Annotated in this window: 23 protein-coding genes and 1 tRNA gene; 7 read left to right on the top strand and 17 right to left on the bottom strand. The window is 61.6% G+C overall.

What is annotated here, in order from left to right:
* Complete coding sequence (locus LPB73_RS09200) at positions 1-2,322, bottom strand: RelA/SpoT family protein (protein WP_120292108.1); 2,322 nt, start codon at positions 2,320-2,322, stop codon at positions 1-3.
* Between the two features lie 153 nt (positions 2,323-2,475).
* Entirely contained in the window at positions 2,476-2,868 is a 393-nt protein-coding gene (gene rpoZ, locus LPB73_RS09195; RefSeq protein WP_068732476.1) for a DNA-directed RNA polymerase subunit omega, read from the bottom strand.
* Between the two features lie 369 nt (positions 2,869-3,237).
* Here rpoZ and LPB73_RS09190 point away from each other — a divergent pair, with 369 nt between their 5' ends.
* Entirely contained in the window at positions 3,238-3,864 is a 627-nt protein-coding gene (locus LPB73_RS09190; protein ID WP_068732474.1) for an NYN domain-containing protein, read from the top strand.
* Positions 3,845-4,555 carry a uracil-DNA glycosylase gene (locus tag LPB73_RS09185; RefSeq protein ID WP_184517695.1) on the top strand — a complete coding sequence of 237 codons (711 nt, stop codon included), beginning with the start codon at positions 3,845-3,847 and terminating at the stop codon, positions 4,553-4,555. Before LPB73_RS09190 ends, LPB73_RS09185 begins: the two co-directional genes overlap by 20 nt.
* 53 nt (positions 4,556-4,608) lie before the next feature.
* On the opposite strand, the gene LPB73_RS09180 is transcribed toward LPB73_RS09185, so the two are convergent.
* The 4 genes from LPB73_RS09180 to dapA form a co-directional block, all read right to left on the bottom strand.
* On the bottom strand, positions 4,609-5,184 hold the full coding sequence (locus LPB73_RS09180; RefSeq protein ID WP_231080361.1) for a peroxiredoxin: 576 nt from the start codon (positions 5,182-5,184) through the stop codon (positions 4,609-4,611).
* Between the two features lie 38 nt (positions 5,185-5,222).
* Positions 5,223-5,696: an SsrA-binding protein SmpB gene (smpB, locus tag LPB73_RS09175; RefSeq protein ID WP_068732465.1), complete on the bottom strand. Its 474-nt coding sequence runs from the start codon at positions 5,694-5,696 to the stop codon at positions 5,223-5,225.
* Between the two features lie 65 nt (positions 5,697-5,761).
* Positions 5,762-6,178 (bottom strand): large conductance mechanosensitive channel protein MscL, encoded by a 417-nt coding sequence (mscL, locus tag LPB73_RS09170; protein ID WP_175368489.1) that lies wholly within the window; start codon positions 6,176-6,178, stop codon positions 5,762-5,764.
* Positions 6,179-6,278: 100 nt separating this feature from the next.
* Positions 6,279-7,172 (bottom strand): 4-hydroxy-tetrahydrodipicolinate synthase, encoded by an 894-nt coding sequence (dapA, locus tag LPB73_RS09165; protein ID WP_231080360.1) that lies wholly within the window; start codon positions 7,170-7,172, stop codon positions 6,279-6,281.
* A gap of 261 nt (positions 7,173-7,433) precedes the next feature.
* Between dapA and LPB73_RS09160 the strand changes: the two genes are divergently transcribed.
* Positions 7,434-9,653, top strand: a complete 2,220-nt coding sequence (locus LPB73_RS09160) for a lytic transglycosylase domain-containing protein (RefSeq protein ID WP_231080359.1) — start codon at positions 7,434-7,436, stop codon at positions 9,651-9,653.
* A gap of 171 nt (positions 9,654-9,824) precedes the next feature.
* On the opposite strand, the gene LPB73_RS09155 is transcribed toward LPB73_RS09160, so the two are convergent.
* Entirely contained in the window at positions 9,825-11,369 is a 1,545-nt protein-coding gene (locus LPB73_RS09155; RefSeq protein WP_120292097.1) for a porin, read from the bottom strand.
* A gap of 671 nt (positions 11,370-12,040) precedes the next feature.
* Here LPB73_RS09155 and LPB73_RS09150 point away from each other — a divergent pair.
* Positions 12,041-12,131 (top strand) — tRNA-Ser (locus tag LPB73_RS09150).
* Between the two features lie 405 nt (positions 12,132-12,536).
* Here LPB73_RS09150 and LPB73_RS09145 read toward each other — a convergent pair.
* The 4 genes from LPB73_RS09145 to LPB73_RS09130 all read right to left on the bottom strand — a co-directional run bounded on the left by LPB73_RS09145 (position 12,537) and on the right by LPB73_RS09130 (position 15,016).
* On the bottom strand, positions 12,537-12,863 hold the full coding sequence (locus LPB73_RS09145; RefSeq protein WP_231080358.1) for a putative quinol monooxygenase: 327 nt from the start codon (positions 12,861-12,863) through the stop codon (positions 12,537-12,539).
* Between the two features lie 66 nt (positions 12,864-12,929).
* Entirely contained in the window at positions 12,930-13,454 is a 525-nt protein-coding gene (locus LPB73_RS09140; protein ID WP_231081112.1) for an isochorismatase family cysteine hydrolase, read from the bottom strand.
* A 99-nt stretch (positions 13,455-13,553) separates the two neighbouring features.
* A complete protein-coding gene (locus LPB73_RS09135) occupies positions 13,554-14,228 on the bottom strand; it encodes a glutathione S-transferase family protein (RefSeq protein ID WP_120287780.1) in 675 nt (224 codons plus the stop codon).
* A gap of 29 nt (positions 14,229-14,257) precedes the next feature.
* Complete coding sequence (locus LPB73_RS09130; protein WP_231080357.1) at positions 14,258-15,016, bottom strand: SDR family NAD(P)-dependent oxidoreductase; 759 nt, start codon at positions 15,014-15,016, stop codon at positions 14,258-14,260.
* Between the two features lie 173 nt (positions 15,017-15,189).
* Here LPB73_RS09130 and LPB73_RS09125 point away from each other — a divergent pair, with 173 nt between their 5' ends.
* On the top strand, positions 15,190-16,089 hold the full coding sequence (locus LPB73_RS09125; RefSeq protein ID WP_231081111.1) for an AraC family transcriptional regulator: 900 nt from the start codon (positions 15,190-15,192) through the stop codon (positions 16,087-16,089).
* Between the two features lie 464 nt (positions 16,090-16,553).
* On the opposite strand, the gene LPB73_RS09120 is transcribed toward LPB73_RS09125, so the two are convergent.
* Positions 16,554-16,880 (bottom strand): hypothetical protein, encoded by a 327-nt coding sequence (locus tag LPB73_RS09120; RefSeq protein ID WP_231080356.1) that lies wholly within the window; start codon positions 16,878-16,880, stop codon positions 16,554-16,556.
* Between the two features lie 151 nt (positions 16,881-17,031).
* Here LPB73_RS09120 and LPB73_RS09115 point away from each other — a divergent pair, with 151 nt between their 5' ends.
* Positions 17,032-17,424 carry an AprI/Inh family metalloprotease inhibitor gene (locus LPB73_RS09115; protein ID WP_231080355.1) on the top strand — a complete coding sequence of 131 codons (393 nt, stop codon included), beginning with the start codon at positions 17,032-17,034 and terminating at the stop codon, positions 17,422-17,424.
* A gap of 65 nt (positions 17,425-17,489) precedes the next feature.
* On the opposite strand, the gene LPB73_RS09110 is transcribed toward LPB73_RS09115, so the two are convergent.
* From LPB73_RS09110 to LPB73_RS09090, 5 genes are all read right to left on the bottom strand, one after another.
* A complete protein-coding gene (locus LPB73_RS09110) occupies positions 17,490-17,759 on the bottom strand; it encodes a hypothetical protein (protein WP_068732448.1) in 270 nt (89 codons plus the stop codon).
* Between the two features lie 1,414 nt (positions 17,760-19,173).
* A complete protein-coding gene (gene gatB, locus LPB73_RS09105) occupies positions 19,174-20,658 on the bottom strand; it encodes an Asp-tRNA(Asn)/Glu-tRNA(Gln) amidotransferase subunit GatB (RefSeq protein WP_231080354.1) in 1,485 nt (494 codons plus the stop codon).
* 95 nt (positions 20,659-20,753) lie between these two features.
* Positions 20,754-21,722 (bottom strand): aliphatic sulfonate ABC transporter substrate-binding protein, encoded by a 969-nt coding sequence (locus LPB73_RS09100; protein WP_231080353.1) that lies wholly within the window; start codon positions 21,720-21,722, stop codon positions 20,754-20,756.
* A 2-nt stretch (positions 21,723-21,724) separates the two neighbouring features.
* Positions 21,725-22,843 carry an LLM class flavin-dependent oxidoreductase gene (locus LPB73_RS09095; RefSeq protein ID WP_093761370.1) on the bottom strand — a complete coding sequence of 373 codons (1,119 nt, stop codon included), beginning with the start codon at positions 22,841-22,843 and terminating at the stop codon, positions 21,725-21,727.
* Positions 22,844-22,858: 15 nt separating this feature from the next.
* Positions 22,859-23,917 (bottom strand): ABC transporter substrate-binding protein, encoded by a 1,059-nt coding sequence (locus LPB73_RS09090; protein WP_231080352.1) that lies wholly within the window; start codon positions 23,915-23,917, stop codon positions 22,859-22,861.
* A 127-nt stretch (positions 23,918-24,044) separates the two neighbouring features.
* Between LPB73_RS09090 and LPB73_RS09085 the strand changes: the two genes are divergently transcribed.
* Positions 24,045-24,929 (top strand): aliphatic sulfonate ABC transporter substrate-binding protein, encoded by an 885-nt coding sequence (locus LPB73_RS09085; RefSeq protein ID WP_089263780.1) that lies wholly within the window; start codon positions 24,045-24,047, stop codon positions 24,927-24,929.
* Positions 24,930-24,977 lie beyond the last annotated feature (48 nt).

Below are 24,977 nucleotides of genomic sequence, written 5' to 3'. Positions count from 1 at the left end.
CTACCCATTGACCCGCTCGACCTTGGCGACAACAGCCTTGGCGCGCAACTGATTGATGATCGCGCTGAGATGCTTGAGGTCGTAGACCCCGAGATCGATGGTCTGTTCGGTGAAATCGGGCGAGCGTCGATGCATGCTGATATTGTCGATATTGCCGTCATGGTCGGCAATCACCTGGGCGATCTGCGCCAGACTGCCGGGCTCGTTGACATTCTGCAAAAAGAGTCTGGCCGGGAAACGCTGCGGCGAGGATTCATCGATATCCCAGCGCACGTCGACCCAGCGCTCCGGCTCTTCCTCGAAATCCTTCAGCGCCGGTGACTGGATCGGATAGATCGTGATGCCCTCGCCCGGCGTGACGATGCCGACGATACGGTCGCCCGGCACGGCGCCACCGTTCGGAGCGAATTTAATTGGCAGATCGGAATCGACGCCACCGATCGAGATGATCGAGGTGAAGCGTGCCGCGCCATCCGGCGTTCTGACCTTGTCCGCCGTCGACTTCTTGTTGTTGGCCGAAAAGCGGCCGATGCGCTCTTCCTTGTAGTCGGGATACATCGCACGCGCGACGTCGGCGGCGCGCAATTCGCCGCGGCCGACCGAGGCCATCACATCGTCGATAGACGTGCGCGCCAGACGCGGCAGCGCGCCCTTCAACTGGTCGTCCGAATATTCCATCTTGGCGCGCACGAACAGGCGCTCGACGATCCGGCGGCCAAGGCTGGCATATTGATCACGGACCGCTGTTCGCGTCGCACGGCGAATGGCGGCGCGCGCTTTGCCAGTGACCGCCAGGCCTTCCCATGCGGATGGCGGCGCCTGCTGTGCGGCCGAGGTCAGCACTTCGACTTCGTCGCCGTTCTGCAGTTCGGACGACAGCGGCGCGAATTTTCCGTTGATCTTGCAGCCAACTGCACTGTTACCGACGTCGGTATGCACGGCATAGGCGAAGTCGACCACATTGGCATTGCGCGGCAGCGCGATGAGCTTGCCCTTTGGCGTGAAGCAGAACACCTGGTCGTGGAACAGTTCGAGCTTGGTATGCTCCAGGAATTCTTCCGGATTGGTGCTCTCCGAGAGAATGCCGATGGTATGGCGCAGCCACGAGAACGCGTTGGATTCGCGCTTGAGCATTTCGGTCGGCGAGCCGATGCCATCCTTGTAGAACGCATGCGCGGCGATGCCGTATTCGGCGATGCTGTTCATGTCCTCGGTGCGTATCTGCAGTTCGACGCGCTGGTTGCCGGGGCCGATCACCGTGGTGTGGATCGAGCGATAGTCGTTCTGCTTCGGCGTCGAGATGTAGTCCTTGAAGCGGCCGGGCACCACTGGCCAGGTCGTGTGCACCACGCCGAGCGCCCGGTAGCACGCCTCCATGTCCTGCAGCACGACGCGGAAGCCGTAAATGTCCGACAGCTGTTCGAAGCCCACCGACTTGCGCTTCATCTTGGTCCAGATCGAAAACGGCTTCTTGCGTCGGCCGGTGACCCGCGCCGCGATGCCGTTCTTCTCCAGCTTCGTGGAGAGATGACTCTCGATCATGTCGATGAGGTTGCGATTGCGTTCGGTCAGTGAGTCCAGACGCTGCATCACCACCAGATAGGCGTCGGGATCGAGCACCTTGAACGACAGTTCCTCAAGCTCCTCGCGCATCGCCTGCATACCCATGCGTCCAGCGAGCGGCGCATAGATGTCAAGGGTCTCCTCGGCGATGCGACGGCGCGAGGCCGGCGGCATGAACTCCATCGTCCGCATATTGTGCAGACGGTCGGCGAGCTTGATCAGCAGGACCCGGACGTCGTCGGCGATCGCCAGCAGCAGCTTGCGCAGGTTCTCGGCCTGTTTGGCTTCGCGCGACACCAGTTCGAGCCGCTTCAGCTTGGTCAGGCCCTCGACCAGCGCGCCGATTTCGGCGCCGAACAGCTTGTCGATTTCGGTCCGGGTGGCCTCGGTGTCCTCGATGGTGTCATGCAGCAGCGCCGCCACGATGGTGGCGTCGTCGAGCTTGAGGTCGGTGAGGATCGCTGCCACTTCCAGCGGGTGGGAGAAATACGGGTCGCCCGAGGCCCGCGTCTGCTCGCCATGGGCGACCATGGCATAGACATAGGCGCGGTTGAGCAGATCCTCATCGGTGTTCGGGTTATAGGCCCGGACGCGGTCCACCAGATCGTATTGCCGCATCATCCGGACACGGGACGTCCGCGGCACCTTGGCCGGAATTGGCGTCTCTGCAGACAGCGCTTCAGGCGAAACTGGCGAGACCGCGGCGACCGTGTCGTTCGCAGCCTGCATCTGCCGTTTATTACGGCGCGAAGTCGCCATCCTAGCCTCGTTCGATCCGGTCAGCAGCGACCTGGATTCTTCGTCTCAAGTTTGCCCCGAAACGGACTGCAAAAGCAAAGGCCCGGACGCATGTCCGGGCCTTTGTGATGACTGATAATCAAAACGGTTAAGCAAAAGACCGTGTGTATCGCTTTACTCGTCTTCTTCGGGCTGCTCTTCCGGCGGAGCGAGGCCTTCGAGACCCTTCAGGAGCTCTTCTTCGGTCATGCGCTCGACAGCCACTTCGGTATCGTCGGCATCGACGCTGGCGCCGGCGGAGCCGATCAGCGGAATCGTATCCGGTTCTGGCTCGTCCACTTCCACGAACTTCTGCAGCGAATGGACCAGTTCCTCACGGAGATCTTCCGGGGAAATGGTCTGATCAGCGATTTCGCGCAGCGAAACAACGGGATTCTTGTCGTTGTCGCGATCAATCGTAAGTTGTGAACCGGACGAGATCATTCGTGCCCGGTGTGCTGCCAGCAACACCAGGTCGAACCGGTTGTCGACCTTATCGATGCAATCTTCGACGGTTACGCGCGCCATAAAATGTCGCTCCGTTTGTTGTGGGACCGAATATGATGATTAAGTCCCGTAGGTATAGGGGCTTTGCGGCATTCGCAAGGACCAATTTGGAATTGCGTCCTTCTTGGCTTGGTTTTCTGCCGCACTATGGTACCCTCAAAAAGACCGCAGAAGCGGTGACACCATCTGGCCAGAAGCGGATATCTCGACACCAAAAGGCTTCATTGCAAGGGAAGATGGATCGGCATATTCGGGCAGTTCCAGACCAGCTGATTGCGTGGCGTCAATAAGGCCGATCCGACGAAGAGCGGACGACAAATGTGATTCAAATGCGCAACGACGAAGTCGCGCCAAAAACGCTAACAACAACAAACCACATGAGAAAACTTGATGTCCCTCACATCTAACAAGATCGCACTCTTCATCGACGGCGCCAATCTGTACGCCACCGCCAAGACCCTCGGTTTCGATATCGACTACAAGCGCCTCCTCAAGGAATTTCAGAGCCGCGGGACCCTCGTCCGGGCCTTTTATTACACCGCCATCATCGAGGATCAGGAATACTCGTCGATTCGGCCGCTGATCGATTGGCTCGATTACAACGGCTATACGGTGGTAACCAAGGCCACCAAGGAATTCATCGATGCGTCCGGCCGACGCAAGGTGAAAGGGAATATGGATATCGAGCTCGCCGTCGATGCCATGGAACTGGCCGAACATGTCGACCAGATCGTGCTGTTCTCGGGCGATGGCGACTTCCGCTCCCTGGTCGAAGCCGTGCAGCGTCGCGGTGTCCGCGTCACCGTGGTGTCCACCATCTCGAGCCAGCCCCCCATGATCGCCGACGAGTTGCGCCGGCAGGCAGACGTGTTTACCGATCTCATGGAGCTGCAGAGCAAGCTCGGCCGCGATCCGGCAGAGCGCCCTGCTCCGCGCGAACCGCGTCACCAGACGCCGCAATTCCTGCAGCGCGCGACCACCATGGCGCCACGAGGCGATGAAGATTTCGAAGACTAAGACGCAACTCAGCAGACAACAGCCGGCGGTGGTCGCAACCGCGATTTCCGCTGGCACTTCCACCGATCCCGGGCGCGATTGTCCCCTGTGCCCCCGCCTCGTCGAGTACCGGCTGGAGGTGCGCGAGCGTGACCCCGACGGCTACAACGGCCCCGTGCCGTCCTTCGGCACCTCGGATGCAGCACTACTGATCGTGGGCCTCGCCCCCGGCGTGCAGGGCGCCAATCGTACCGGGCGTCCCTTTACCGGCGACTATGCCGGCGATCTGCTCTACGAGACTTTGCTGGATTTCGGCTTTGCCTCCGGCACCTATGAAGCACGCCCTGATGACGGGCTGACGCTACAGGATTGCCGGATCACCAATGCCGTGCGCTGTGTACCACCCCAGAACAAGCCGCTCCCCGTCGAGATCACCACCTGCCGGCCGTTTCTGATTGCCACAATGGACACCATGCCGCGATTGCGCGCCATCGTGCTGTTGGGCCGCGTCGCCCATGACACGATGCTGAGGACGCTCGGCCTTCGCGCCGTGACAGCGCCTTTTGCGCACGGCGCCGTTCACGATGCCGGCCGCTTCAAGCTCTACGACAGCTATCACTGCTCGCGCTACAACACGAACACGCGCGTACTGACGCCCGAGATGTTTCGTGCGGTGTTTGCGCGGGTGAAGGCGGATCTGAGTGATGCCTAACCTGTAGCCCGGACGAGCGAAGCGCTATCCGGGCTACGACCGCGACAACGCGATCAAACCGGGTTCGCCTTCATCCATTCCAGCACATCGCCCGCGTTCCGGTCCGGTGGAAACACCGGATAGAACACATGGGTGATCTTGCCGTCGTCGATGATCATGGCCAGGCGCTTGATCATCGTTTGATCGGCAACATCCATAGTCGGCAGGCTGAGCGCATCGCTCAGCTCAAGGTGCTCATCCGACAGCACTGGAAACGGCAGATGCAGCCGCCCGGCCATTTCGGTCTGATATTCGTTGCTCTGCGTCGACAGGCCAAACACATGTTTAGCGCCAGCGGCCTTCAGCTCCGCGAACAGATCCCGGAACGAACAGGTTTGCGGTGTGCAGCCACGCGCGCCCGGGATCATGTCCCAGTCATCGACCAGCCCGATTTTGCCGGGCTCGCCTGTGCGCGGATAGCCAAACACCACGGTGCGGCCGGTGAGTTCGGACAGCGTAACCGCTGTATCGTTCGTGGCGCGCAGGCTGACCGGTGGGATGGTCATGCCGGTCAGATGATTGGCGGCGCCGTCGTCTTCCGGCGCCGGAATCTTGCTCCAGTCGACTTCGAGCAGGTTGCCTTGCGTCATCTCATCCTCTTGTTTGAAAGAATGGGCGACGCCCAGCCTTATCCCCGCGCGCGCAACAGACGGCCCTTCTCGCGGCCCCAGTCGCGGTCCTTCTCGCTCGCGCGTTTGTCGTGGAGCTGCTTGCCCTTGGCCAGCGCAAGCTGCAGCTTAACCCGGCCGCGTTCGTTGAAGTACATCTTCAACGGCACAAGGGTCATGCCCTGGCGTTCTACCGCACCCATCAGCTTGTTGATCTGCTTGCGATGCAGCAGCAGCTTGCGCGGCCGCTTCGGCTCGTGGTTGAAACGGTTGGCCTGCAGATATTCAGGGATGTTGCAGTTGATCAGCCAGATCTCGCCGTCCTTCGGATCGGCGTAGGATTCCGCAATGGTGCTCTTGCCGTTACGGATCGACTTCACCTCGGTCCCGGTCAAGGCGATACCCGCCTCGACCGTGTCCTCGACGGCGTAGTTGAACCGCGCCTTGCGGTTCTCGGCGATCACCTTGATCGGGCGTTCGTTCTTTTCGGCCATCGTTCAATACTTTCAGCGTGCTGACCGAATATAGGTGCCGCGAATGCCCGACCCAAGCCTTGGGCTCAGGCCTTCTTGAGCAGATCGCGGATCTCGGTCAGCAGTTCTTCTTCACGGGTCGGCTTCGGCGGTTCAGCCGGCTTGGCGGCATCGTTGCGCTTCAGCTGGTTCATGAAGCGGATGACCAAGAACAGGACAAAGGCGACAATGATGAAGTTCAGCGTCAGGGTCAGGAAGCTGCCCCAGGCCAGCACGGCGCCCTGCTTCTTGGCGTCGGCCAGATTGGTTGCCGTAACGGATTTTGAGAGACCCGTGAAGTAATTCGAGAAATCGAGACCGCCGGTGATGGCACCGATGATCGGCATGATGACGTCGGCCACCATCGACGAGACGATGGCACCGAAGGCCGCGCCGATGATCACGCCGACCGCGAGATCGACCACATTGCCCTTCATCGCGAAATCGCGAAATTCCTTCAGCATCTGCAATTCCTTTTTGTTTTCAACGAACGATAAGTACGCGCTTACAAATAGGGAGAGATGACGCAGCCAAAATCACTCAACATCCGGTTGATGCAGATGCCTAGTTGATGAGGCCGGCGAAGACCATGGCGTCGCGGATCACCTTGCCGGTCGGCGGCGTCACCGTCATCAGCGGCAGACGTACCTCTTCCTTGAGGCGGCCCAGCAAAGCGAGGCCGTGCTTGGCGCCGGCAAGGCCCGGCTCCTTGAAGATCGTGTCATGCAGCGGCGTCAGGCGATCCTGGACCTTGAGCGCCCCGGCATAGTCGCCCTTGAGCACCAGCGACATCAGTTCGGCACACAGCTTCGGCGCAACATTCGCCGTCACCGAAATGCAGCCATGGCCACCCGCCGCCATATAGGCCAGCGCGGTCATGTCTTCGCCGGACATCTGGATGAAATCCGGTCCCATCGCGTGACGCTGCTTGGACACACGCGCGAGATCGGCAGTGGCATCCTTCACGCCAGCGATGTTCTTCAGCTCATACAGGCGCGTCATGGTGTCGACCGACATATCGACCACCGACCGCGGCGGAATATTGTAGATGATGATCGGAATGCCGATCGCATCGTTCACCGCCTTGAAGTGCTGATACATGCCCTCTTGCGTGGGCTTGTTGTAATACGGCGTCACCACCAGCACCGCATCGGCGCCGGCCTTCTCGGCGTGCTTTGCCAGTGCCACCGCTTCCTTGGTGGAGTTGGACCCGGCGCCGGCGATCACCGGCACGCGGCCCTTGGCTTCGTCGATGCACCATTCGACGACCTTGTAATGCTCTTCGTGGCTCAGCGTCGGGCTCTCGCCCGTGGTGCCAACCGGAACGAGGCCGTTGCTGCCCTCGGCGATCTGCCAGCTGACGAGCGCACGAAAGCCTGCCTCGTCCAGCGCGCCATCTTTGAACGGCGTGACCAGCGCGGTGTAAGACCCCCGGAAATTCGTCTTGGTGGCTGCCATGGTCTGCTCCGAACGCGATGCGGCTTTAGCCGTCTGCTTGAACCGATTGATTGAACAGCAAGTCTTATCGAGTCTGTGGCTGCGGCGAAAGACCGCCCGAAGCGGTTTCAGCGCGGTTTACCGGCTGTTTGGCCGTGATTTCGCCGCCGTGGCCGGGCAGAGAGGAGCAAGCGGTTACAGAAATTGACGATTTGGTCACCGTTTCAATCAAATACATCATGGGAATGCGTGCGATTGTCTGATTCGCCGCGAGGGAACGCCGTGAAGCACCTGCTCCTCACCACGACTGCGCGGCGGACGGCCTTGAGCTCCGGTCTGGCGCTGGCGGTCGGAGTATCGGTGCTGGCCGTCGAGGCTTGGGCGGCCACCAAGGTTCCATTGCCGAAGGCGCGCCCCATTGCGCGTAGCGCTGCACAGGCCCCCACGGCCGTGGCGGCCCCGGCGAAGCCGCTCGCGCCAGATGCTGCGAGCCCGGCTCCCGTAATCCAGCCCGCCACACGCCAGCATGCGGCGATTCCCCCTGCTGCCAAGAAGCCGATCGCCCGCGCCGCGGTGGCGGCAACAACATCCACCCCACAGGCGGATGCCGAAACGCTCGAAAACGTCATCGAGCTGATCCGCAAGCGCAAGGGTTCGGAAGCCGCGCAGGTCGTGCAAACGATTGGAGATCCGGTCGCGCGCAAGCTCGGCGAATGGATCTATCTGCGCAGCGATGACAATGGCGCTTCGGTCGAGCGCTATCGCGCTTTCGTCGCCGCCAATCCGAGCTGGCCATCGCAGACCTTCCTGCGACGCCGCATCGAAGCGGCGCTGTGGGACGACAAGCGCGACGACTCCGCGATCCAGTCTTATTTCGAGAGCGAGAAGCCGATTTCCGCCAAGGGCAAATTCGCGCTCGCCAAGTCGCTGCTCGCGCGCGGCGACCGTGCCGGCGCGGAGCGGCTGATCCGTGATGCATGGCGCAGCGATCCGTTATCGGGCGATACCGAGAACATGGCCATCGACATGTTCGGTCCGCTGATCACACCCGGCGATCACAAGGCGCGCATGGACATGCTGCTCTATGGCAGCGATTCAGATGCCGCGCTGCGCTCTGCCAAGCGCCTCGGCGGCGCGCAGATGGCGCTCGCGCGGGCGCGCATCGGCGTCACCAAGAAGGCATCGAACGCCAACGCGCTGCTCGCTGCAGTGCCGTCCGAGCTGCATAGCGACCCCGGCTACATCTTCAGCCACATTCAGCAGCTGCGCCGCGAGGAGAAATTCGGCGAAGCAGCGCGCCTGATGATTTCAGCGCCGCGCGAACCGCAGCGCCTGCACAATCTCGACGAATGGTGGATCGAGCGACGTCTCACGGCGCGCAAGTTACTCGACGTCGGCGAACATCGCTCGGCCTATCTCGTGGCACGCGATGCTGCCCTGCCGGCGCGCGACATCTACAAAACCGAGCAGGAGTTCACTGCCGGCTGGATCGCGCTGCGCTTCCTGAAAGATCCCGCGACGGCCGCACAGCACTTCGCACGCATCGGCGTCGGCAGCGTCAATCCGACAGCTCTCGCCCGCGCCGGTTACTGGCAGGGCCGTGCTGCAGAAGCCGCAGGCCGCAGCCAGGAAGCGCGTGCCGCCTATACGCGCGCAGCAGAGCAATCCACCAGCTATTACGGCCAGCTCGCACGCGCAAAGCTTGGCCTGCAGCAGCTCGACATCAGTGGTGCATTGACCGCCCGCGCGCGTGGGCTCGATCGACTGGAAATCGTCCGCGCGGTGCAACTGCTCTACGCCATCGACGAGCGCGAAGTCGCCATTCCGATCTTCGGTGATGTCGGCGAAAACGGCGATCCGGAAGCTGTGCTCGGCCTTGCCGAGCTCGCGCAACAGAACAAGGATGCCCGCGGCACATTGCTGGTCGGCAAGGCGGCGCTCAATCGCGGCCTGCCGTTCGATCACTATGCCTATCCGACAACGGGCATTCCGAGCTATCGCCCGATCGGACCTGAAGTCGAATCCGCTGTCGTCTATGCGATCGCGCGGCAGGAAAGCGCCTTCAATCCGGCCGTCGTGTCGCCAGCCCAGGCCTATGGTCTGATGCAGGTGACGCCGAGCGCGGCGCAATACGTCACCAAGCGACATGGCGGCACCTATGACCTCGCGCGCCTCAAGGGCGATTCGGTTTACAATGCTACGCTGGGCGCCGCCGAACTCGGTGGCCTCCTTGAGGACTATCGCGGCTCCTACATCATGACCTTCGCCGGTTACAACGCCGGGCGCGGCAGCGTGCGCAAGTGGATCGAACGCTACGGTGATCCACGTGACCCCAAGGTCGATCCGGTCGACTGGGTCGAGTCGATTCCGTTCTCGGAAACGCGCAACTACGTCCAGCGCATCATGGAGAACCTGCAGGTCTATCGCGCCCGCTTCGGCGGTGGCTCGCGGCTTCAGATCGAGGCCGACCTGCATCGTGGCGCCAGCAGCAGCGTCGAATAGCGTCAACCAGAACAGGGCGAATACGTCGGATGGGTAGACCGCAGACGCGTAAGCGTCGAAGCGAACCCCATCCTACGTCACGGCCAACGTCACCCATGCAAGCAAAAACCCCCGGCAGTTTCCTGCCGGGGGTCTTTGTTTCAGATAGCGATTGCCGTGAGGCAGTCGATATTAGAACGAGCGCAGGATCTGAACCGAACCGTTGTAGAGGTTCTGGTTGCTCGTGTTCAGGAGCGTGCCGGCCGGCTTGCCGGACATGCTCGTCACGGCGTAGGTGCCGTTCAGGTTCTGCTCGAGGCGGCTGTAGGTGAATTCAGCCGACAGGGTCAGGTTCTTGACGGGGGTCCAGGCAGTACGGGTACCGATCTGGGCCACGGCGAAGTCGAAGTTGCCGGTGCCGGTGAAGGTGCCAGCGCGAGACGCTGCAGCCGACGAGCTGCTGGTGCCCGGGCCACCGGTGGACAGGCCCTGGAATGCGGCGAGCATCAGAGCATTGCCGTCACCATACGAGATGCTGCTGTAGCTCCCGAACAGCGACGTGCGCCATGCCGGGTTCCAGTAGTGCTCGTAGAAGCCAGCGACCGACCAAGCTTCGCTCTGGATGATCTGACCGCCGTTGCTGTAAACGCCGTCCAGAACATAGCCGAAGCCGATGGTGTTGCCGTCGACCTTCGCGAAACGACCGCCGCCCGAGGTGTCGGTGGTGCCGCCGGCGATCGCGTACTTCGCTGCGCCCTTGGCGTAGGTTGCTTCGAGCTTCAGAGTGTCGCCAGCGCCGGTAGGCAGGTTCTTGAATTCAACCGCACCGTTGACTGCGAAACCGTACTTGTCATCCGGATGACCGAGCGCCTCGGTGCCTCCACCGCCAGCCGCAGTGGCGTAGAAGCCCGGGGTTGCAGCGTGCATCGCAGCGCCGAAGTGCAGCGTGCCCCAAGCCTGGTCGAGGCGGATGTTGCCGACGACGTCAGGAATGTGGTTGCCGCCGTAGGCGTTACCCAGGAAGGTGTTCGAGTTCGTACCGTAGAACGTACCCGTGAACGTGCTCGCGCCCGGTCCGGTGATGAAGGTGTTGGTGTTCCACAGACCTGCGTTGCGGTAGGCCGAAGCATTTTCGAGCGAGATCGTCGCCGACACGCCGTTACCGAACGAAGCGGTGTAGGCGATCTGCGGGATACCGGTCGTGTTGTTCGAACCTGCCATGAAGCCCGACGAGATGTAAGGCTTGTTGAGGGCCCACTGCGGATCGAACTGCGAGACGGCCTTACCGAAGGTGAAGCCGGCGAACTGAATGAAGGCGTAGTCGACTTCGGTGAAGCCACCAGCGATCGATTCACGGTTCTGCGAGAAGTCGAACTGCATGTTCGCGTAGGTACGAACGACACCGTATTCGGTGGCAGTGCGGGTATCGGTGGTCAGGTTGATACGTTCGCGGGTGATGAAATAATCCTTGGTCCAAAGATTATTGCCACCAGCGCCACCCTGCCAGAACGGGGTGTCGTAAGCTGCGGCGTTGAACGAGGTGTCCAAACGGATCGCGCCGCCGATCTTGATGCAGGTGTCGGTGCCCGGGATGTAGTAGAAACCCGCGCCGTAGAGGGAGCAGATCTTCACGTATTCGACCGCTTTGGCCTTGACGGGAAGATCGGCTGCCTGAGCTCCGCCAACGGCGAGCAAAGCTGCCGTCGAGCCGAGAATAAGGCCCTTAATCGTCTTCATGTAAACCTCCAAGTTGCTTTAGGGAAGGTTCTGCAACGGGGTGGAGGCCACCCTGAAGACAAGTCCCTTTAATCCCTGACAACCCGCAAACGCTCCGAATCGCAAAACCCGTCGCACAAAGTGTGCCGACGAGGTTCAGGACGAACCACCTTACGGGACGACCTCGGGATGCCCCCCTCCGTCGCACCGAGACCATCTCCTAAGGTTTCTCGCTCCGCAACAATGGAACGCCTCAAAGCGGCCTCCATTCGGCCGTTTCCCGGGCTGTGTTGCTTAAATCACACGGACTCGTGAATGGGCATTCTTCGCAAGCAATTGTTTCAACATCAGAATTTCCAGCGCCGCATTTCAAGGCACCGACTCATCCCGTAACGAGCAGAAACACATTCACACTCGCATTCGATGTATCTGGCTGGCTTTCTTGGTCCCTCGGCGAATCGTCTCGCATCTGCCCGAGCGATAAATTCCGGCAAGTGCGGAACGGCGTATGCCATCGATAAACGGCCCCGGGGGGCCATTTCCCGGCGGCAAATGCACAACAAGCGGACGCGGCATCTGAAGATTATAGAGACACATCCACATCGGACGCGTCCGATTTCTGCGAACATGCGCTGAAGACTGCGATCTGGCGCTTGCGGCTCGCGACGGTGTCGGGCATATGCAGCAATGATGGAGCTGTGGCCGAGTGGCTGAAGGCACCGCTTTGCTAAAGCGGCATACCTCTCAAGGGTATCGAGGGTTCGAATCCCTCCGGCTCCGCCATTACCTCTTTTTCGCTTGAAATAACGCAACTAAAACAACGCCGTTCAAATCCCGGCGTTGTACGTTTTGTTGCGCGAATTGTTGCCCGTTTTAGACTTTTTCAGTGATTTTGGCTGCCGGACTATAACCCGTGGGGGTATCACCTAAGCCACTGATCTTGCAGCTCAGGCCTGGAGCCGTGGAGCAGAGCTGCAGCGCCCGATACCAAGGCCTCCGGATGTACACCCCGGCCGAGTCGTTTATATTGACGGAAGCGCCGCGCCTAACAGCGAAGTGACGTTTTCGAAGGTGTCGGCCACGACGACTGTGTCGTTTTTTCCCCCCCAAAGAAAAGCTTAGTGCCGTTCGCGGCCAGGTGCTGTACGGCGATTGCACCTAGCTAGTGGAGAACCTGTACCGCCGTCATCACGCTATAGCTCGACCGTCGGTCGGTCCCAATGCGTGCGGCACAACCGTGAACATGTGCATGACGGGCGGTGCGGAGAGGAGCGCCGCGGTCAGCGGTCGATTGGCCGCCATGTGCGACGATGTCCGGTGCGCGGCGAGCGCGGCCTCGTCCTCGTAGATTTCGATCAGCGTGTAGCTGTCGGCCAAGGTGCGCGACTTGAGCAGTTCGTACAGGCGGTTACCCGGTTCGTTGGCACGCACTGCGGCGGCTCGGACCGCTAAGGCGTGTTCGAATGCGTCGGTGTTACCCGGCGCGATGGTGAGTTCGACCCTGATCCCAATCATCGTATCGCCTCGCATCTACGGCCGACGGAAACCCGGCCCTATAACCGGGCCGGGTCCAGCGGCGGATTATGCCTTAGCCACGAACTCCTGCGTGGTGACGGCGTTGGCGTAAAATGGGGCGATCTCGGCGACGAAGTCGTCCTGCTGTTTGCGAGTATAGCCGGCTGACGCGTCGTAGATGACGTTGGTGTGGTAGCCGAGGTCGTGCGCGTTGCGCATCGAAGACTCGACGCACTGTCGCAGCGAGAAGCCGGCGAGGTAGATGTCGAAGATGCGGTTGTTGCGCAAGTAGCCGTCGAGCGTGGTTCCGACGAAGACGCTGCTGCCGCCGGCGCGCTCGCGAACGACATACTCGCCTTCCGCCGGCTCGAAGCCGGGGAAGAAATCGGCCTGCTCGCCCAGGAACGCGCCATGGTCGCGCGTCATCTTACGCAGGCCGTACTTGGCCTCGCCCAGCACCTTGAAGGTCGGCTCGAACTTCAGCGCTGCGTGGATCACGTGCAGGCCGCGACGGCGGGCCTCTTCGAGGATGATCTTCGAATTGGCGATAGCGGTGTCGACCTGCTCCCGGTCCTGGAACGCCGGATAGATGCCACCGGTCGGCGAGAGCCAGTCGTTGACATATTCGATTAGGATCAGCGCGCTCTGGATGCGTCGGTCATGGTATAACTCCTGGGATGTTGGTTAGGATCAGGCGGCGATCATCGCGCCTTGCTGGCGCAGGTGGTCGCGAAACAGGTCGGGATAGGTGTCGATGACGGCGTTCTTGACGCTAGGTCGCTCAGCGAGCGCCGCGCGCCACGCCGTAACGCGTGGCAGGCCCGCGAAGATCGGGTCAGCCACTTCCGGATCGATGATCCCGAAATAGCGGAACAGCGGTGCGTAGACCGCATCGACCAGACCAAAGTCCGGCCCGGCGAAATACGGGCCGTCGCCCAGCTCGGCCTCGATCTTGCTCAGCCGATCACGGAAGGCGGCCCGCTTCGCGTCGGCGGTCGCCATGTCCTTGGCGTGGAGGAACTGCCAGCCCTCCGTAAAGGTCTGGGTGGCGAATTCTATCCAGGCGCGATGCCGGGCACGCAGCAATGCATCGTCGGGATACATCGCCGCGCCACCCTGCGTCTCGTTCAGATATTCGCAGATGACCACGCTTTCGAAGAGGATCGCATCCTCACCGTTCGGCTGGCGCACCTTCAGCACCGGCACTTTGCCGGTCGGCGACAGGGCCAGAAACCAGTCGGGCTTGGCCGATAGATCGACGTTGACCCGGTCGAACGCCACCCCTTTTTCGAGCAGGACGATCGCGGCACGCTGGACGAATGGGCACAGCGGGTGGCTGACGAGAGTGAGGTTTTGCTCGGTCATGATGGTGTCTCGATGTGCTGGAACAGAGATCAGAGCGACTGGCCGCCCGACACGTCGAACGTCGTGCCGTTGGCCCAGCCGAAATCGTCGGACAGGATGGCTGCGACCGCGCCGCCGATGTCGTCGGGCTGACCGACGCGGCCTAGCGCGATCTTGCTCGCGACGAAGGCATGAGCCTGTTCGTTATCGCGGACCCTACCACCGCCGAAATCGGTGGCGATGGCACCGGGCGCGATGGCGTTGACGCGGATCTGCCGCGCGCCGAGTTCCAGCGCCATGAACCGGGTCAGCGTCTCGAGCCCCGCCTTGGCCGCCGCATAAAGGCCGAAGCTGGCCATCGACGTGCGCGTGAAGCCCGACGAGACGTTGAGGATGCGTCCGCCATCGGCGAGAACCGGTAGCAATGCCTGCGTCAGGAACAGCGGTCCGCGCAGGTGCATGTCGATCATCGCATCGAACTGTTCCTCGCTCGCGTCAGCGACCTGCACGTGGACGACGGCACCGGCGTTGTTGACCAGATAGTCGAACCGGTCGCTGCCGAAGCGGCTCCGGAGCGTCTCGGCGAAGGATGCGGCGAAGGCCCGAAAGCTCGCCACCTTGGTGACGTCGAGCGCGAGCATCGCCGCCGTGCCGCCCAGCGCCTCGATCTCGCTTACCAGCGCATCGGCTTCCGCCGCGCCCTGGCGATAGGTGCCGATGACGCCCACACCACGCCTGGCGAGATGCAGCGCCATGTTGCGACCGAGGCCGCGGCTGGCGCCAGTAACGAGTGCAATCTTCTGAGACATGGCTACGTTCCTTGTGATTTTGGTTTTCCGGACGGCACGCCGCTGAGGCGTCGTATTGGCTGCCAGTCAGATAGGCGATTGCTGTGTGCGACACCCCGCCTGATGCTCTCAATTGCTTGCCTAATTGTCTCAGACTCTTTGCAGGCGTGAAGATTGGTGTCATGCTTGTTGGCATGACCGACAACCTACAGCCGCATCGCGATCTCGCCCTCCGCCACGGGCGGATCGGAATGAATTTGACGCCAATCCCGCGCCTGGAAATCGGCGTGGGACAGGCGACCTCGGGGACGTCACCATGTCTCTACCGCTCGATGATCTGCTTCATTCTGCAGGGATCGAAAGAGGTGGCCATCCACGACAACCTGCTGCGCTACGACGCGTCTCAATACCTGGTCAGCGCACTCGATCTTCCCTTGAGCGGACAGATCCATGACGCTGACGACGGCAGTCCTTTTGTGGCGGTTTCGCTGGTCCTCGATCCGGCGCTTCTCGCCGAGGTCGCATCAACGATGCCAGCGATGCGCGACACGGACGCGCCAGGCAGCGGCATCGCGATCAATCCGATGACTCCGCCGCTGCGCGACACGCTGCTGCGACTGCTGGCGTTGCTCGACACGCCGGCGGACATCCCGGCGCTCGCACCGTTGGCTGAACGCGAATTGCTCTATCGTCTTTTGCAGGGCTCGCAGGGGCGACTGTTGCGCCACATCGCCCGCCCAGAAGGCGCGATCGGCGGCATCCGGCGCGCGGTCGAATGGATTCGGGACCACGGCAACACGCGGCTGCGGATCGAGGCTCTGTGCGAAGCTTCTGGCATGAGCCGTGCGAGCCTGCATCGCCACTTTCTCGCGCTGACTGGATTGAGCCCGATCCAGTATCAGAAGCAGATACGCCTTCAGGAGGCGCGCCAGTTGCTGCTCGCCGGCGACCGTAGTGCATCCGACGTCGCCTATGCGGTCGGCTATGAAAGCGCCTCTCAGTTCAGCCGCGAATATCTGCGGCAGTTCGGGGCTCCGCCCGCACGCGACGTGCGCAAGCTCAGGCAGTCGATCGACAATCAAATGATCAATTAGTCGGCCGTTAGCTTCGAAGCTGCTGGCTCCAGACTGTTCAAGGGAGCCGGCGGTCATCGCGAAATGGCGAGCTGTCGCGTTCGACTTCCGAGTTTACCAGCCTCTTCGGCAAGTATGAGGCGCAACGTCGTGCCGATGGCACAGGACCCAATGATCGGGACGGACGAAGACTGCCGCCTACTAATCGACTGGATTTTTCGGCGCTCTGTCTGGTTAAAGCTATGGAGACCCATAGGGACGACCGGGACATCGGAAGCCGTCCCCTGTGGGCGAAGCGCCAGATCGTGGGCAGTCGTATATTCCGCTGTTCTTGAGTGCTTGGTCTCCGGCGTCATAGCGCTAAGGCGGAGCAATATTGCTCATCATCGCCGTGCGGCCCGCCCTCACCGTCCACGACAGCATGGACACCCTCCCCGGACGACGCTCACGGTCGCCGCCGAGGCGTCAAATCCTGGATGACGGATCTACCAGGTCTGATTCCGCGAATTGTCGCCAACGCCATAGCCGTAGCCGGGATAGGACTGCGATACCCCGCCTCCCCCGCCGACATAGCTGCCCCCGCCAAGATAGCTGCCATAGGCATCGCGCGGAGATGCGCGCCTCACCTGCCGGTTCTTGCGTGCAGCACTGATATCGGTGGATGCGACAGCAATGGGCGCGCGGATCGATTGCGGATATGCGGGTGCCGATGCAGCAACTGCAGGCTGGGCTCCGCTGATGGCAATACCCACCAGAGTCGCGAGGCCGCTGGCGCGGATGATCGATGCGAGCGTGAGTTTCTTCGTCGACATAGCATTGTCCTTTTTGTTGCGCGGCCTCTCAGCCTCGTTGCAAGCGACGAGACAGACATTGGGGCGCACATGCCCGTTACAACCGTGATGCTCGTAACAAGGCCGTGACGTGGCTACGGTACATTCGGAAACATGCGAGGGAGTGCGCGATATGAAATGGGCTGCCGCGATGGCCGTCGCGATGGCGATCTCATCTGCCGCCTCGGGGCAGACCCTCAAGCTGATGGATCTCAAGGAGGTCGATCCGGCGCTGCTCAGGGATATCTACGGGACCTGGGAACTCCAGGACGCCAAAGGCAGCAAACGCTGCCGCGTCGTTTTGAAGAGCGACAACACCATCGGCGGTTCACAGATCGACGTGGCCAAGGACTGCGCCAGGACTTTCCCCGTCATGGAGGAAATCGCGGCGTGGCGGCTCTATGAGGGTTGGACGATCGGCTTTGCCGACGCGACCCGCAAACTGCGCATCCAGTTCTCGACGCCGGACAACCGCTATGTGGCGGAGCCGGAGACCGACGGCATCTTTACCATCGTCAAGAAGTAGCGGCTCATCACACTGCCCCGGCGGGCATCGCGCCTGCCGAACCACCGCGAAAACACGTAGTCGGATCAGTGAACCGTCGACAGCCAGGCGCGGGCATCGCGCTGCGCGGCGGCGATCTCGACATCCGACATCATCTCGGCGACCTCGCGGCGCATCGGGATGGCGTCGACCCGGCCCTTGAGGGCAGCGAGGTTGAACCACTTGTGCGCGGCGACGAGGTCAACGATCCCCGAACGGCCCGACGCCCAGTACAGACCGCGCTCGAACAGCACGTCCTGGATGGCGGTCTCTGCGATCGGCATCGCAGCTTCAAAATCGATCTGCCCCTGAAACATCGGTCATTCCTTTTTTTGCTTTTGCCGCCCCAACCGAGCGCGGCTCCTGTCCGTTATTTGATGCAATCCCAACCGCCGTTTGCCGGCTTGTTGGGATCAATATGACCGATCAAATTTGAAGAGCAGTTTAAGTATCGGGATGAACGAAATCTGAAGAGCCGAAGCCTGAATCGGCCCGTACGCGGCCAGAAACCCAGTATTTATGCGGGTTTTCTGCATTTTTGCGGAATTCGGTTTACCCTGCTGTTTGGGGATACCGTAACCATCTCGGCAGCGTCAGCGACCAGAGGTAAGCGTCGGCGACCAGGGATATTAAAAGGGCCTGCTCCGCACATGCGACGACGCCAATGCGAGATACGTCACAGCGAGCAGATCAAAAGCTATTCGGGATCGGGACATTCAAAGCGCCGGGGATGAACCGCACCGGCAAAAACGAGGGCGTCGGCAACACGTCAGGATCATATCTCATGTGGCCGGAGCCACCGATGAAACTGCGGACCAATGATCCGCACCGAATAAAGAACGCCAATCACGGAATGACCGGCTTCTTTGCCGGACCGGCTCGCGGCGAGAGCAAGCTCTGCCTCGAAGTGACGGTCCAGCCGTTTGACCTGATGTCTCGCCGACACCCTCTTTCGTCGACCAGAGCTGCGATCAATATCCGCTTCGAGAAGCAAATTGTCGTCGAGGCTCTCGTGACGTCGCCGGCGTTGCCACCGGCGTCGATCGTGGCAGAAGAAGTTACTTCTTCTTGGCGACCTTCTTGGTCTTCTTCGCGGTCTTCTTCACAGCGCTCTTCGCTGCCTTCTTGACGGTCTTCTTGACTGCCTTCTTCGTAGCTTTCTTGGCCATGTTGCCCTCCATAAAGAGATGACTTGATCGCTGCGTGCACTCGGGAATCGAAATGCACTTCATCCCGAATACACCAACGATTTCAAAAGAACAGTCTCCCGCTTAAGGAAGTGTTGATGAGCGCAACGCGCCACTTCCCCCACGGGCTCAGTCACAACTTGAAATCCGGCACGCGAGGCGACGCGAGAAACGCCCGAAAACGTTGCGTCCACAAATGTCAAGATTGCAGAAAGTGCTTATTTTTTCCGTACGCCCGCAATTCGTACTATCAAACAACTACACAAACTTCTGCCGTCCCCAAGCGTGAGTCGGGGCACTGAAAACAGGTGCCGCAGACTCTGAGTCGGGATTTTTGGCAATGAAAATATTTTTCGGGAAAACGCGTTCGCGACTTATCGGTGCTGGCCACAACCGCACTTTTTGTCGACTGACGGCACGCCGATTCGCGATCTGATCCCGCGCTCGTGACCGTTCATCGCGTAGGTTACGACGCGCCAACGAGGTCTGCCAAAACGAAAACGGCGCCGCTCGAGGCGGCGCCGCGGTCATCGCAAGGCCGTCGTCAGATACCGAGCTTGCTCTTGAGGAGGTCGTTGACGACCTGCGGATTGGCCTTGCCGCCCGAGGACTTCATCACCTGGCCGACAAACCAGCCCATCAGAGCCGGCTTGGCCTGCGCCTGCGCGACCTTGTCGGGATTGGCTGCGATGATGTCGTCGACCACCTTCTCGATGGCGCCGGTGTCCGTCACTTGCTTCATGCCGCGATCTTCGACAAGCGCGCGCGGATCACCGCCTTCCGTCCAGACGATCTCGAACAGGTCCTTGGCGATCTTGCCGGAGATCACGCCTGAGCCGATCAGGTCGATAATGGCAGCCATCTGCGCCGCCGACACCGGTGACGACGCGATGTCCTGGCCTTCCTTGTTGAGGCGCCCGAACAGTTCATTGATCACCCAGTTGGCGGCGAGCTTGCCGTCGCGCGCTTTGTCGGCAAGCCCGGCGAGCGTCGTCTCGAAGAACTCGGCACTCTCGCGCTCGACCACCAGCACGGCGGCGTCATAGGCCGACAGGCCGAACGCGCTGATGAACCGCGCCTTCTTCTCGTCCGGCAGTTCCGGCAGCTCGGCTCTCAGCGCAGCGACATAGTCCTCGCTGAATTCCAGCGGCAGCAGGTCGGGATCCGGGAAATAGCGGTAGTCATGCGCCTCCTCCTTGGAGCGCATCGACCGGGTCTCGCCCTTGTTGGGGTCGTAGAGCCGCGTCTCCTGATCGATCGAACCGCCATCCTCGAGGATTCCGATCTGGCGCCGGGCTTCATAATCGATGGCCTGGCCGATGAAGCGGATCGAGTTGACGTTCTTGATCTCGCATCGGGTTCCCAGGGGATCGCCCGGCTTGCGGACCGAGACGTTGCAGTCGGCACGCAGGTTGCCCTTCTCCATATCGCCGTCGCAGGTGCCGAGATAGCGCAGGATGGTGCGCAGCTTCGACACATAGGCCTGCGCCTGTTCGCTTGAGCGCATGTCGGGCTTGGAGACGATCTCCATCAGCGCGACGCCCGAGCGGTTGAGATCGACGAAGGTGTTGGTCGGGCTCTGGTCGTGCACCAGCTTGCCGGCGTCCTGTTCGAGATGCAGGCGCTCGATGCCCACGATCGCGGTCTCGCCGTCCGCAAGCTCGATCGTGACCTCGCCCTCGCCGACGATCGGCGACTTGTACTGGCTGATCTGATAGCCCTGCGGCAGGTCCGGATAGAAGTAATTCTTGCGGTCGAAGGTCGAACGCCGGTTGATCTGCGCTTTCAGGCCCAGCCCGGTACGGACCGCCTGCTTCACGCATTCCTCGTTGATGACCGGCAGCATGCCCGGCATGGCCGCATCGACTAGCGAGACATGGCTGTTCGGCGATCCGCCGAACTCCGTGGACGAGCCGGAGAACAGCTTGGCGTGAGAATTGACCTGGGCGTGGATTTCCAGACCGATGACCATTTCCCAGTCGCCGGTGGCGCCCTTGATGAGCTTCGAAGGTTTGACAGGTGCGTTCATGGAGCGGTTTCTACCGCGACACGAGGCGCGGGAAAACCCCTCCTCGCGCGTTCCCGCAGCATTGCCACGGCACGACCGGGCCGGTCTTTCGAGCGTCAGCGGGCCACGGCGATGACGTGATCCTTGATTGCCGCAGGCTTCGGCAGCAGCTTGCTGCCCACCAGCCAGTCATTCAGGCTCTCCAGCGCCACCAGTTCCTTCTCGCCGACCGGAACGGGTTCGTCGTTCCGGTAATTTGCCACCCGGGTGGCGACCGCGGGGCTGAGCTTCAGCTCCTGCACCCACAGGCGCGCGGCTTCCTCGCGATTCTGCTGAGCCCACCGCGCCGACTCCCGCAGATCCTCCAGGACATCCTTCAGAATATCCGGATGCTCCGCGGCAAACGGCGTCCGCACGACATAGACAACAGCGTTCTGCGAACCGAAATCGCTCGCCTGCGCAATCACGCGGGCATCCCCGTCGACCAGCGCGGTCGGAAAGAAGATGCTCCAGGCTGACCATGCGTCCACATGGCCGTTGGCGAAGGCGGCAGCGGAATCCACCGGGCTGAGGAAAGCGCGCTTGACCCCCGAGGACGGCACACCCGCCTTTTCCAGGGCCTTGGTCAGTTGATAGTCGCCGGTGCCGCCACGATTGACTGCCACCGAGCGGCCGGCGAGATCCGCGACGGTCTTGATGTCCGACCCGTTCCTCACCACGATGCCCGAGGAATCCCCGGCATCCCACTGATAGGCAAAGAGCGAAATCGGTGCGGTGCCGACCAGCGACGAGATTGCCGCGCTTGAACTTCCGATCGTGATGTCGATCGCATTGGCATTCAAGGCTTCCGCCGCCGGCGCATAGGCGATGAACGGCCCGACCCAGGCAACCTTGACGTTCCTGGCCGCCAGACGCTTCTCCAGCGTGCCGCGCAGGCGGCTGATCGACAGCGGTTCAGGTCCGCGCAGGAAGCCGAGCCGGACTGTCACCGGAGTCGCCGGAGATGCGGCCACGCTCGCTGACGTGGAGGCAAGCCCGATCAGAAACGCGGCGACAGCCGCCCGCAGGAAAGTAGAGCGCAACATCGTCAACCTCGTGCAGCGTTGAAGAAAGGACCGATCGGATGTGCCGTTTGTCGCCGGTCACCACGATCGAAAGGAAGCAGCGGCAGCAGCAGGTCCGCCACGCGGTAGGTTTCCTCGAGCAGAGGCTGGCCAGAGACGATGAAGGTGTCGAAACCGACGTCGCGATATTCCAGGATGCGCGCCGCGACCGTTTCCGGATCTCCGACGATTGCGGTGCCCGGCCCGTTTCGCACCAGTCCGAAGCCGGCCCAGATATCCGGATAGATCTCCAGCTCCTGCGCGTGTTTAGGCTTCCGCGTGCCGACAATCTCTCGCATCCGGCGCTGGCCGACGGAGTCGGAGGCGGCATTGCGCGCCTGGGCGCCCTGCACCGCAGTGTCGTCCATGCGATCGAGCAGCCACTGCGCGGCATCCCACGCTTCCTGCTTCGTCTCACGGACGATCAGATTGATCCTGATGCCGAATTTCACGTTGCGACCGAGCGCCCTGGCACGCTCGCGCACCACCTTGATCTTCTCCGCAGCCTGGGGCGGCGGCTCGCCCCATGTCAGGTAGGTGTCGGCATGGCGCGCCGCGACGGACAGCGCGGGCTCCGACGAACCGCCGAAGAACAGTGGCGGATACGGCTTCTGCACCGCAGGCAATTTGAGTTGGGCGTTGCGCAGGTTCAGGTACTTGCCCTGGAAATCGACCACCTCGCCCGTCATCAGCCGGCGATACAGGCCCCAGTATTCGTCGGTGAGCGCGTAGCGTTCGTCATGAGCGAGCTCGATGCCGTAAGGCGGCATCTGGTGCTGCTCGCCGGTGACCATGTTGAGGATCAGTCGGCCGTCCGAAAACTGGTCGAAGGTCGCCGCCTTCTGCGCCAGCATCAGCGGCGCGACGATGCCCGGATGCACGGCAATGATGAACTTCATGCGCTTGGTGAGCGGGATCAGCGACGCGCCCAGAACCCAGGCATCATGCTCGCCGCCACCGGTCGCCAGCAGCGCGCCCGTATAGCCGAGCTGATCGACCGCGCGTGCGATCTGCGCGAGATAGTCATGATCGACCGGGCGCCGGCCCTTGGCGTTCCAGGGATACGGGCCATCTTGCGGGATCAGGTACCAATAGATCTCCATCGTAACCTCCCAGCCTTACTTGAGCAGCTCATGCGCGAGCGCGAGCGGCTCCGGGTTGATCCAGCCGGCCACGTCGAAATCCCTGACGATGAAGCCGTGGCGCAGCAGGAAATCCTTCTGGCTTGCCAGGCCCCGTTTCCTCACATCCGAGAGATCGAGCCCGAAACTTCGCGGCGCGGCCGAGCCATAGGCCGCGCGCGCCTCGTCGGCCGAGCGCCCGACCTCCTTGCCGATGATGTCGAACACCTCGGCCGGATGCCCCTGTGCCCAGTGCGACGCCCGCAACAGCACTGCGAGATAGCGTGCCACCAGATCCGGGCGCTCGAGCGCGGTGCGCCGATCGACCGTCACCGGCCGCGGATTGCCGTTGTTGACGCGCAGCAACGGATCGTCCTGCTCCGCCAGATTGATCAGCGACCGCAGTCCATGCGTCCCCACGGTTCCGAGCCCCGGCGCGCCCTTCACATAAATGGCATCGACCTCACCGCGCGCGAGCGCGGCGGCTTCGAGCTCGTGAAAGCGGCCATTGGCGACGCCAGCCGCCACGGCGAATGTCGGCTGATCGCTGGTGATATCGACGAGTTCGCTGTCCGCGAGGTGCAGCCCGGCAATCCCGAGACCCGTCTCGATGCCGCGTAGCGACATGGCGCGCGCGAAATCGACGCGTTGGCCGTCCTGCCGCGGCAGACCGATCCTTCTGCCGCGAAGGTCGGCCAGAGAATGAATGTCCGAATCCGCGCGAACGACGATAGCCTGGTATTCATCTATCCACGTCAGCGCCACGGTTACCGTGTCGCGTCCTTCGGACCGCGCCCAGATCGCGGGAATGTTGCCGCCTTCGCGAAACAGGCCGGGCAGCGAATGATCGAAATGCGAAATGTTGACGCGCGGATCTTCGGAATCGCGGATCGATCGAAGTACGATTCCGGACGTCGCGAATTCATCGCGCAGCAGCCCTAGATCAAGCGCTATGCCGGACGCCGTCGGCACAGGACAACGTGTGTACCAGAGCTCATCGACGGAGGATGATTTTTCAAACTCACGCGTTGCCAGACGTTCCGTCGTTACAGTCATCGGCATCTCCTGTAAGTAAATCGAGCGCGTTGCGAAACTTCGATAGACCATCATCGATGGATGAACGACCGAAAAAGAGCGTCGAAGTGTAGTTTGAAATGAACACGCTGCTATCAGGAGAGATGTAATGACATTTGTTCTTCGCATTGGCGTCCACGCCAACAATCCGTCTCTTCTTGTGCTCAGCCAGAACGGGTTGCTCGAAAAACGGATCTCGGCGCGCGGCGGAAGCGTCGAATGGGTGAAGATCGCGGCAGGCGCACGCACTGTCGAATATGTCGGCGCCAATCTGATCCAGATCGGCGGCACCGGCCTGACACCGCCTATCGCCGCGCAGGCCAAAGGCGTGCCGATCGTTACTTTCGCCGCATCAGAAGCGCGCGCAGTCGGCGGCATCTATGTTCGCAAGGACAGTCCGGTGAAAACGGTTGCCGATCTCGCCGGCAAGACGATCTCGCTCGGTGTCGGCTCGTGGCTGCAGGCCCTGCTAGCAACGGCGCTCGACCGTGCCGGCCTGACCTGGAACGATATTGTGCCGCTTGATCTTACCGAGCCGGAGTCACGTCAGGCATTGTTGGCTGGCGACATCGATGCGTGGGTTTCAGGCGGAGGACTTCGTGGCGGCGCGGATGAGATCCGGGCCATCGCCAACACCGGCGATCTCGTCACCAACCCGTCGGTGTTTTTCGCACGCCGCGATTTCGCCGATGATAATCCGAACATTATTGCGGACACAGCGAGCGCCTTGCACGAAACGGATCGCTGGATTGCGCAGCATCCGGCAGACGCTGCAGCGATCCTCGCACGCGTCGCCGGGGGGCCGCTCGACGCCGCCGAATGGGAAAAGCACATCGCACAGCGCCCATGGGGCATCCATCAGGTCGACGACAGGTTCATCGCCGAGCAGCAGAAGGCAGCCGATCTTTTCTTCAGGTTTGGTCTGCTGCCACGCAAGGTCGATATTCGCGATGCGATCTATCGCCACCCGCTTAATCTCGATCGCGCTGCGTAACATCCAATCCCGGAACGCATGAGCGGGTAAGAACCGCTTGTCGCATCC

Source organism: Tardiphaga sp. 37S4 (assembly GCF_021044645.1).
GTDB lineage: Bacteria > Pseudomonadota > Alphaproteobacteria > Rhizobiales > Xanthobacteraceae > Tardiphaga > Tardiphaga robiniae.
The sequence above is the reverse complement of the archived record's forward strand: the minus strand, read 5'-3'. Positions and strand labels throughout refer to the sequence as shown.